Below are 9,384 nucleotides of genomic sequence, written 5' to 3' on the forward strand. Positions count from 1 at the left end.
GGCACGAGCAGGTCGCGGCGGGGGTCGCGGACCTGGCCGCCCGGGTGGACGCGCGTGCGGAGCTGGACGGGTTCCGGTTGATGATGCTGGCCCGGTACGCCACGGTCGCCGACCAGGAGCACGCGGCCCGGCACGAGCAGTCCCGCCGGGGGGTGAGCACGTTCTCGGCGACCGGGGACGGGTTGTGGGCCTTCCGCGCGGTGGTGGGGGACGTGGACAAGGTCCGGTTGCAGGCCGCGTTGACGGCGTTCAGTGCGCCGCAGACGTCCACGTTGCCGGACGGGACGGTGGTGCGGGACGAGCGGACCGCGGCGCAACGACGTCTGGACGCGTTGCTGACCATCGTCGGGATCGCGGCGTCCTCGGGGGTGCGGGGGCCGATGGGCGCGACCGCGCGGGCCTCGTTGGTGCTGACCCCGGACGCGTTGCTGGAGCCGTGCGAGCACCGCGCCAAGGACGCGTTCGGGCTGTGGCGCGGCACCGGTGGCGGGGGGCCGTGCGGGTGTCCGGTCCCGGCCGCGTGCGTCGACGACCTGGGCACGATCCTGGGGCCCCGCGCCGCGCGGGAGCTGACCTGCGGCGCGGACATCACCCCGGTCTGGCTGGACCCGGCCGGTCGGCCCCTGGACGTGGGGCGCACCACCCGCCTGGCCACCGCCCGGCAGCGTCGCGCCCTGGAGGTCCGCGACGCAGGGTGCAGCTTCCCCGGCTGCGACGCGGCGGCGTCGTGGTGCCAGGCCCACCACATCGTGCACTGGGCCGACGGCGGCCCGACCGACCTGGCCAACCTGGCCCTGGTGTGCGGACACCACCACCGGTTCATCCACGCCCACCACATCACCGGGCGGGTCACCGCCGACGGGTCCCGCGTCCAGTGGGACATCACCCACACCTGGACCGGCTGGCACCCCACCCCACCACCCGACCCTGACACCGACAGCAGCACCGGGCCCGAGAGCGACGCTGACGACCGCGTCAGTGCTGGCGCGGGTGCCGGCGGGAGCACGGGGACTGGGGCGGGCGCGAAGGCTGGCTCAGGCGCGGGCGCTCCCAGCGCAGGACGCGAACCACCCGGCGACGGACACGGCCAGCCACCGCCAGGCGGGCAACCGTCACGCCCACCCGGCGACCCACCCCCGAGACCGCCAGGCCACCACGCCCTCACCGCCTGACCCGCCACGCAGCGACCGCCAGCCGACCCCTCCACAGACACGTCCACCCGGACAGCCCGCCAGGCTGCCCGGGCAGACGCGCGTCACCGACGGGTCAGCGGTGCCTCGGCGCGTGGTCAGGCGTCGTCGTGCGCCAGGCCGGCAGACAGGTCGCGGTGGGCGTCCGCCTGCTCGAGGAGCGACTTCGCCTTGGCCTCGAAGGTCTCCAGGGCGTCCGCGCCAGCGGCGAAGCGCAGCGGCGGCTCGTCCAGGGCGGCGAGGTGGACGAGGGCCGCCGCGAGCTTGGCGGGGTCGCCGCCCTGCTGGCCGTCCATGCTCCGCCAGGTCTCGATGGTCTGCTCCGTGCGGTCGGCGTAGTCCTCGATCGAGGGCGGCGCGTACTGCGTGGACTGCGGGGTGAGGAGCTCGGTCCGGAAGAACCCGGGCTCGACCAGCATCGTGGCGATCCCGAATGGCCTCACCTCGCTCGACAGCGCCTCCATGAACCCCTCGACGCCGAACTTGGAGGCGGCATACGCGGTCAGGAAGTCCCCGGTGGGGACGATGCCGGCCGTGGACGAGATGGTCATGACGAGGCCGGAGCGCTGGGCGCGCATCTGCGGCAGGGCGGCCCGGGTCACGTGGACCGGGCCGAGCAGGGTGGTGTCGATCTGGGATCGGAAGGCGTCCGGCGCCATCTCCTCGAAGAAGCCGGCCTGGAAGCTTCCCGCGTTGTTGACGAGCACGTCGAGCCGGCCGAAGCGCTCGACCGCCGCGTCGACGGCTGCCGCGGCGGCCTGCGGGTCGGTCACGTCCAGCGGGACGGCCAGCAGGTCGTCGTGGCGCCCGAGGGCCTGCGTGACCTTGTCCGTGCTGCGGGCCGTGGCGACGACGGCGTGACCTGCGGCGAGGGCCGCCCTGGCGATGTCGACGCCCAGGCCACGTCCCGCCCCCGTCACGAGCCAGACCTGCTTGTCGGTGGTGGTGGTCATCGGAGCTGCCTCTCACGGTGGACGCACGCCGGAGGGATCGCCGGCGCGGGGTCGTGCTCGTCCAGCCAAGCACGACCCCACGGCCGAGGGCGCGGCGTCCGGACTGCGGAGGTCAGCGCTGGGCGGCCACCCCGATCAGGGCAGCGGTCTGCGCGACGATCACGCGACGCCACGCGTCGAAGGTCGGGTCGCTCGGCGCGAACCGGTTGCCCTCCTCGAAGTGCTGCATGATCGGCGTGTGGATGTGCCCGGCGGGGATGTCGCGGCCCAGCCGGTCGCGCAGCAGGGTGTTGCGATAGCCCGACTCGTTGGAGAGGTAGGTGCCCCCGCCCCCGGCATACGCGCACGAACCCTCCGAGGGAGGGGTGCCGGGCTGGGAGGGCTGCATCCCGCCGTCCGGCGCGGCGTTCACAGTGACCCGCTCGGGGGAGTCGCAGCGGGGGAACTGCGTGAAGCTCGTGTTGCGGATGACCGGGAAGCCCTGGCCGGCGGTCCACGGCGCACCGGGCGGAGGCGTCAGGTTGGTGCCGGTGCCGCCCTCGATCATGCGCTGGAACGGCAGCGACGCCGTCGTCCACTGCGGCGGGTCGAACAGGTCGAAGACGCGGGGGTTGCCCCAGCGCGCCGGCGGCTGGGTGTTGCAGCCGGGGTTGTTGATCGCGAGCTGCGGGACGCCGTTGATGGGACGGCAGGGCCAGCTGCCGTCGTTGCCGGCGGAGACACCGTGGTAGCGGCCGTTCCACACCTCGAGGTCGAAGCGGCCCTCGCGGCCCTGGCTGATGGTGAACGACGAGGTGAGGGCGCGCGGACCGGGCTTCATGTGCGGGCCGACGGTGTCCTCGATCCAGCCGGACTCGAACTCCGTGTAGTTGACCGGCAGGACATAGGCATGGACGACCTGACGCCGTCCGTCCTTGCCGACGCGGGTGGTGCCGTCGATGGCGAGCGCCGTTGCGCCTGAGGGGTTCCCGTGGCGGATGTTGTTGCCGGCCGCCCCCGGGACGTCACCGGCATCACCACCGTCGAGGGTGTAGGGGTCGAAGCCGCTGGCGAGGACGCGCGCCACGCGCGGTCCGGCGGGGTAGGAGATGTCGGTCATGCCGCGCGAGGCCTTCTCGAAGGTCTCGATGACCTGTTCGCGCTCGGCCGCGGTGATGCCGCCGCGCGGCTTCCACTGCCGCAGCGCCGCCGTGACCTGCAGGCGTGCCCAGTAGAGGGGTCGGTCGTCGCTGCGCGGCAGGCTGCCCCGCACGGTGCCCGTGGACTGCACGCGCCTCACGGCCGCCTGCCACAGCGCGCGGCCCTCCTGCTCGGCCAGCCTCCGCGCGGCCCGGGCGTCGCGGTTGCGGCAGAGGCGGTCGACGACCTGGGGAGCCACGCGCTCGAGACCGCCACCGACGATCATGTCCTGCGCGAACGTCATACGGCTCAGGTGGGAGGGGGCAGCGGGGTCGGGCAGGCGAGCGGCGAGGCGCTTCTCCTCGACGGTGAGGGGGACGGTGCGGTCGAGGCAGCGTGCGGTCAGGACCGCGTCGGTCGTGGGCCGGGAGGCGGCGGGAGCGACGCGGTCGACGGGGGTGGCCTGCGCGTATGGCGCCAGGGCGGTGGCGCCCAGCGCGGCCACGGACAGGGCTGCGGCGGCGCGATTCTCGAGGGTGCGGCGGTGCGACATGGGCGTCTCCTTGGCTCGGCGTCGAGTTCGCTGGATGCTTTCACCCCTGCGCGGGCTCGACAAGGCCCCTGTCGCGCTCCCGCGGCACCGGCTGGCCTCGCGAGATCCCCCATCGCCTGATCGTCGACCAGCTGCACGCGAGCCGACGGTGATCGTGGCGGACGCCTCGGCCATGGTGGAGGGATCAGGTCTCCAGGACGCGTGATCGACCCGGCAGCGAGATGATGCCGGGGACGACACCGGTTGAGGAGAGGATCTCCATGTCCGACGACACCCGCCTCGCACGCTCCGACGAGGTCTTTGCCCGGTTGTTCGGCGAGCGCGACACCAGCGCCCCCGACCTGGACCCCGAGCTGGGACGGATCCTGCGGACGCTGATCTTCGGCGACGTGTTCGCGATCGGTGAGCTCGACGACCGCACCCGGGAGCTCGTGACGGTGACGGTCCTGGCGACCATCCAGACGTTGCCGCAGCTCAAGGCGCACTCCGCGGCCGCTCTGCGCGTGGGCGTCACCCCGGTCGAGCTGCGCGAGGCCGTCTACCAGCTCGCCTCGCTGATCGGCTTCCCCCGCACGCTCAACGCCGTCGCCGTGATCGACGAGGTGATGCAGGCGCAGGGCATCGAGCTGCCGCTGCCGGACCAGGCCCAGGTGACCGACGAGGACCGCATCGAGCGCGGCCGGGAGCTCCAGCACCGCCTGTATGGCGACCGCATGGCCGCCTCGTTGTCCATGCTTCCCGCGGGCTACGGCGAGACGGTGGCAGAGCTGCTGACCGGCTCGATGTTCGGCGACTTCTACACGAGGGGCGGTCTCGACCTGGCCACCCGCGAGCTGCTGGTCCTGGTCGCGCTCGCGGCGATGGGTCTCGAGCCGCAGCTGCGCTCGCACGTGCGCGGGGTGCTGCGGGCCGGCAACGCCCCCGAGCGCGTGATCGCGGCCCTGGTCCAGGGATTCCCCTACATGGGGTTCCCGTGCGTCGTGAACGCCATCCGCATCCTCGGCGAGCACCTGCAGGAGCTGGACCCGGCCGACGGCGCCTGACCCCCGGCGCATGATGGGCGTATGACGCCGCCCCCGCACGACCTGGTGCTGCCCGTGCTGCGGCAGCGGTGGAGCCCGCGCGACTTCGACCCGGCCCACGTGCTCGGCGAGGACGAGGTCGAGGCGCTGGTGGACGCCGCGCGGTGGGCGCCCTCGGCCGGCAACTCCCAGCCGTGGGCCTTCCACCTCGCGGTGCGCGACAGCCCCGAGCACGCCGACCTCGTGCCCCTGCTCGCGGGCAGCTCACGGCCCTGGGCCGCGGCGGCCGGGCTGCTCGTCGTCAACCTCTGCCACACCCACGTGGAGGAGACCGACTGGGACTACAGCGAGTTCGCGGCGTACGACCTCGGGCAGGCGGTGGCGCACATGACGATCCAGGCGCACTCCCTCGGGCTCGCCTGCCGGCAGTTCGCGGCGTTCGACCGCGAGGCCGTCACGTCGCTCCTCGCGGTGCCGCCGCACTGGCAGGTGATGACGATGACGGCGATCGGGCGGGCCGCACCGCACGCGCGGCGCACGTCCGGGTCGGACCAGCGCCGCCGTGCCCGGTGGACGGGAGGCGCCGGCGGTCGGCATACGGACTGAGCAGACCCAGCCGTATGCCGCCCGCCGCCCGCTCCCGCGCCCGGGTCAGGGGCGCCGGAGGAACTCGGCGGCGCGGGCGATGTAGCCGGGGCGGTCCTCGAAGTAGGCGCCGCAGTGCTCGGCGCCCTCCACGATCCGCAGCTCGCACCCCTCGCCGGCGCCCTCCGCGAGACGGTGGGCGTGCTCGACGGGGATGACGGAGTCGTCGGTGCCGTGGACGAGGAGCAGCGGTCGCGGGGCGATCGCCGCGACGACCTCGACGGGCTCGACCTCGTGGAACCGGTAGCCGTAGCGCAGGTGCGTCGCGCGATCCACCAGGTCCACCAGCGGCATCGGCGGCAGCCGCAGCCCGCGCGCCGCCGCCGCGACCACCCCACGCACGTCGGCGAAGGACGAGTCGGCGATGACGCGCGCCACGCGTGGGTCCCGCGCCGCGACGAGGATCGCGACGGCGGCGCCCATCGAGAACCCGACGACGTCGATCTCCGCGTCGGGTCGCCGCTCGGCCACCAGGTCGATGGCGGCCTCGAGGTCGCGCTGCTCGTAGTGCGCCAGCGACTGCGGTCCGTCGGCCGACGCCCCGTTGCCGCGGAAGTCGAACATCAGCACCGTGAAGCCCGCCCGCCACAGCCCCGGCCCGAGCCCGAGCATGTCGGCCTTGTTGCCGCGATGGCCGTGGCAGACGATGACGACCTGCTCCGAGTCCGGCCGGTCGAGCCACCACCCTGCGAGTCGTATGCCGTCCGCCGCCGTGAACGTCACGTCCTCGGAGTCAGCCCCGACCTCGAACGGCGTGAACCCGTAGTCGAGCGCCGGCCGCTGGGGCCCGCTGATCTGCCGGGCGGCGAGCAGCGCGCCGACCCCCAGACCGACGACCGTGCCGACGCCGAGGGCCGTGAGTCCGGTGGTGGTGCGCATGGCCTCAGCGTATGACGGTGCGCGTCAGCCGGGGTCACTGCGTGTGAGCGTGGGGGATCGTGTGTCGTCGGCGCATCGTCAGGAGCGTTGACGGGTGTGAGCAACGCTCCTGACGTTACGGAGATCGCATCGCTCCCCCTTCCCTCCCGGAGCGTGACCGGTCATCACGTGCCGCAGCGTGACGTGCCGACGGTGGATACTTCGCCGCATGGACACGGTCTTGCTGGTCGCCGGAGCCGTGCTCCTGGTCGTCGGCATCGTCATGGTGCCGTTCCCCGGGCCGGGGTTGCTGGTGCTCTGGCTGGGGGTGGTGCTGCTGGCGGCCGGGTGCGCTCGCCCGCGTGCTCATCAGCCCTCGCCGCCGACGCTGACGGTCAGGTCCGTCGCGTACGTTGCCCTCGTGTCGAGACCCAGCGGCGGGACCAGGCGGGCGCTCGTCCCGGCGTGCTGCTGGCTCGTGGCGGCCGGGGCGCTCGTGCTCGCACCACGGCTGCAGGCGCTCGACCCCGAGGGAGGGATCGGGGCGCCCGCACCGCCCCACCTCGCCTGGTGGCTTGGCCTGGCCCTGGTCACGGCCCAGTGCCTCGCGCTGCTCCTGCGGCATACGGCCCCCACAGCGGTGCTGCTCGCCTGCACAGCCGCCGTGCCCCTCGCAGCGGTCGCGGGGCTCGGGGGCGCGACGGGAGTGACGTCGATGGCCGTGTTGGTCGCGGCCTACGCGGTGGGGACGCGGCGCCCGATCCGGGGGGCGTGGCCGGCGTTCGCGGCTGCGGCGGTCGTGGTCGCGGCGGGGACGGCGCTGACGGGCGAGACCGTCGGTGTGGCCCTCGCGCAGGGCATCGGCGCGATCGGTATGCCGCTGCTGGTCGCCGCCTGGGCCAACGGCCGTCGCGAGATCCGCGAGGCGCGGGAGGGGCAGGTCCAGGCGCTGGCGCGCGAGCACGAGGCGCGGGTGCAGGCGGCCGTCGCCGACGAGCGCACCGCCATGGCCCGCGAGCTGCACGACATCGCCGCGCACCACCTGTCGGGCATCGCCGTCATGACCGCGGCGATCCCCGGCCAGATCGACACGGACCCGGCGGGCGCCAAGGTCGCCGTGCGCCAGGTGCGGGAGCAGAGCACGGCGCTGCTCCGCGACCTGCGCAGCCTCGTCGGTCTGCTGCGCGACAGCGCGACCGACACCGGCTCCGACGCCCACTCCGACAACGGCCAGCCTGAGAGCACTGACGCAGCTGGCACCCGCACCCGCCCCGAGACGTTGGCCGGCATCGCGCCCCTCGTCGAGGAGCTGAGCCACACCGGGCCTGACCTGCAGCTGGCTGTCCTGCAGCGCTCGCCGCAGCTCGGCTCGGGCATCGGTCCGCTGGCCCAGCTCGCGGCCTACCGGATGGTCCAGGAGTCGCTGGCCAACGCCGCGAGGCACGCGCCCGGGGCGTTCAGGAGGGTCACCGTCGACGACCGCGATCCGCGATGGCTCACCCTCACGGTCGACAACGACCCGTCGACCCACCGACCCGACGCCCCGCGGACCTCGACGGGTGGCTTCGGGCTGGTCGGGATGCAGGAGCGCGCCGAGCTGACCGGCGCCCGGCTGCGGCACGGCGCCACCCCGGACGGCGGCTGGCGCGTCGTCCTGACCGTCCCCCGCCAGGAGGAGATCGCATGATCCGCGTCGTCGTGGCCGACGACCAGGCCCTGGTCCGCGCCGGACTGACCACGCTGCTCGGCGCCGAGCCGGACCTCGAGGTCGTGGCGGCGGTCGGTGACGGGTCGGAGGCGGTGGCGGCGGCTCGCGCGCTGCGCCCCGACGTCGTGTGCATGGACGTCCGTATGCCGGGGCAGGACGGCATCGCGGCGACCCGCGAGCTGTGCGGCCCGGGCGTGACCGACCCCGTCGCGGTGCTGGTGCTGACGACCTTCGACGTGGACGAGTACCTCTTCGGCGCGCTCGACGCGGGTGCCTCGGGCTTCATGCTCAAGGACGCGGAGCCCGAGGTGCTGGTCGCCGCGGTCCGCGCGGTCGCCGCGGGCAACGGCACCATCGACGAGGCCCTCACCAAGCGGGTGCTGCGAGAAGTCGTGCGGCGGCGCGAGGTTCGTCCGGCATACCTCGCTCGCACTCCCGACGTCCTCACCCCACGCGAGCTCGACATCCTGCTCCTGCTCGCCCGCGGGCTGTCCAACGAGGAGATCGCGGAGGAGCTGGTGCTCGAGGTCTCCACGATCAAGTCGCACCTGGCGCGCATGATGCCCAAGCTGGGGGTGCGGTCGCGCCTGCAGGCGGCGGTCTGGGCCTATCAGAACCGCGTCGTCGAGGTGCCCGACTGACGCCCGACCGATGCCACAGCGACGCCGCCGAGCCGGTGCGGCGCAGGCGGTTCCGTCGAAGGATGCAACCGTCGATCTGCATCGGCGGCGGCTCGATGAGGGGTCCCCGCGCTCCCTAGCGTCGTAGGCATGACGATCTCACCCACGACCGGCACCGATCCGCGGGTCACCCCGCACCCCGGTCCCCGTCCCACCGTCCAGCTCCTCGACGTCCACAAGTCCTATGCCCGGGGGCCGGGCACCGTCCCTGCCCTGCGCGGCGTCTCGCTGTCGCTGACGGCGGGGTCGTTCGTGTCGGTCATGGGCCCGTCCGGGTCCGGCAAGTCGACGCTCCTGCACTGCGCGGCGGGGCTGGACTTGCCCACGCGCGGCCGGGTCGTGATCGGCGAGCACGACATCAGCGCCTTCTCCGACGACGCCCTCACACGCTTCCGGCGCGACCAGGTCGGGTTCGTCTTCCAGAGCTACAACCTGATCGGCCACCTCAGCGTCGCCGACAACATCTCGCTGCCCCTGGTCCTCGGTGGTCGCGAGCTCGATCCCGTATGGCGCGCCGACCTGGTCGCGGCGATCGGTCTCGACGGGCTGCTGGACCGACGCCCCGGCGAGCTGTCCGGCGGGCAGGCCCAGCGCGTGGCGATCGCCCGAGCGCTGGTGACCCGTCCCACCGTCGTCTTCGCCGACGAGCCGACCGG

General features: G+C 73.8%; 9 protein-coding genes. 6 read left to right on the forward strand and 3 right to left on the reverse strand.

The genetic code is table 11. The features are described from left to right. Positions 1 to 1,172, forward strand: a 1,172-nt coding sequence (locus tag B4K29_RS08355) for an HNH endonuclease signature motif containing protein (protein WP_286967022.1), incomplete at its 5' end; no start/stop codon positions are given. 116 nt (positions 1,173 to 1,288) lie between these two features. On the opposite strand, the gene B4K29_RS08360 is transcribed toward B4K29_RS08355, so the two are convergent. Beyond that, entirely contained in the window at positions 1,289 to 2,143 is an 855-nt protein-coding gene (locus B4K29_RS08360; protein WP_286960719.1) for an SDR family NAD(P)-dependent oxidoreductase, read from the reverse strand. Positions 2,144 to 2,255: 112 nt separating this feature from the next. Further along, complete coding sequence (locus tag B4K29_RS08365; protein WP_286967023.1) at positions 2,256 to 3,815, reverse strand: hypothetical protein; 1,560 nt, start codon at positions 3,813 to 3,815, stop codon at positions 2,256 to 2,258. Positions 3,816 to 4,075: 260 nt separating this feature from the next. Between B4K29_RS08365 and B4K29_RS08370 the strand changes: the two genes are divergently transcribed. Together B4K29_RS08370 and B4K29_RS08375 are read left to right on the forward strand one after the other, a co-directional pair. Further along, a complete protein-coding gene (locus tag B4K29_RS08370) occupies positions 4,076 to 4,858 on the forward strand; it encodes a carboxymuconolactone decarboxylase family protein (protein ID WP_286967024.1) in 783 nt (260 codons plus the stop codon). Positions 4,859 to 4,879: 21 nt separating this feature from the next. Beyond that, on the forward strand, positions 4,880 to 5,443 hold the full coding sequence (locus B4K29_RS08375) for a nitroreductase family protein (RefSeq protein ID WP_286967025.1): 564 nt from the start codon (positions 4,880 to 4,882) through the stop codon (positions 5,441 to 5,443). Between the two features lie 45 nt (positions 5,444 to 5,488). Here the strand turns inward: B4K29_RS08375 and B4K29_RS08380 are convergent, their stop codons facing one another. Beyond that, positions 5,489 to 6,361 carry an alpha/beta hydrolase gene (locus tag B4K29_RS08380; protein ID WP_286967026.1) on the reverse strand — a complete coding sequence of 291 codons (873 nt, stop codon included), beginning with the start codon at positions 6,359 to 6,361 and terminating at the stop codon, positions 5,489 to 5,491. A gap of 208 nt (positions 6,362 to 6,569) precedes the next feature. On the opposite strand from B4K29_RS08380, the gene B4K29_RS08385 reads away from it, so the two are divergent. From B4K29_RS08385 to B4K29_RS08395, 3 genes are all read left to right on the forward strand, one after another. Further along, a complete protein-coding gene (locus B4K29_RS08385) occupies positions 6,570 to 8,027 on the forward strand; it encodes a histidine kinase (protein ID WP_286967027.1) in 1,458 nt (485 codons plus the stop codon). Further along, positions 8,024 to 8,689, forward strand: a complete 666-nt coding sequence (locus tag B4K29_RS08390) for a response regulator (RefSeq protein WP_286960728.1) — start codon at positions 8,024 to 8,026, stop codon at positions 8,687 to 8,689. The genes B4K29_RS08385 and B4K29_RS08390 overlap by 4 nt, the downstream gene beginning before the upstream one ends. Positions 8,690 to 8,818: 129 nt before the next feature. Continuing rightward, on the forward strand, positions 8,819 to 9,384 hold a 566-nt coding region (locus tag B4K29_RS08395; RefSeq protein ID WP_286967028.1), incomplete at its 3' end, for an ABC transporter ATP-binding protein.

It is taken from the genome of Arsenicicoccus sp. UBA6765, from assembly GCF_002453335.1.
Classification (GTDB): domain Bacteria; phylum Actinomycetota; class Actinomycetes; order Actinomycetales; family Dermatophilaceae; genus Arsenicicoccus; species Arsenicicoccus bolidensis.

Excerpts from the sequence above, each read along its gene's own strand:
- B4K29_RS08385 (WP_286967027.1), top strand. The coding sequence starts at position 6,570 with ATGGACACGGTCTTGCTGGTCGCCGGAGCCGTGCTCCTGGTCGTCGGC.
- B4K29_RS08380 (WP_286967026.1), bottom strand. The coding sequence starts at position 6,361 with ATGCGCACCACCACCGGACTCACGGCCCTCGGCGTCGGCACGGTCGTC.
- B4K29_RS08375 (WP_286967025.1), top strand. The coding sequence starts at position 4,880 with ATGACGCCGCCCCCGCACGACCTGGTGCTGCCCGTGCTGCGGCAGCGG.
- B4K29_RS08365 (WP_286967023.1), bottom strand. The coding sequence starts at position 3,815 with ATGTCGCACCGCCGCACCCTCGAGAATCGCGCCGCCGCAGCCCTGTCC.
- B4K29_RS08390 (WP_286960728.1), top strand. The coding sequence starts at position 8,024 with ATGATCCGCGTCGTCGTGGCCGACGACCAGGCCCTGGTCCGCGCCGGA.
- B4K29_RS08370 (WP_286967024.1), top strand. The coding sequence starts at position 4,076 with ATGTCCGACGACACCCGCCTCGCACGCTCCGACGAGGTCTTTGCCCGG.
- B4K29_RS08360 (WP_286960719.1), bottom strand. The coding sequence starts at position 2,143 with ATGACCACCACCACCGACAAGCAGGTCTGGCTCGTGACGGGGGCGGGA.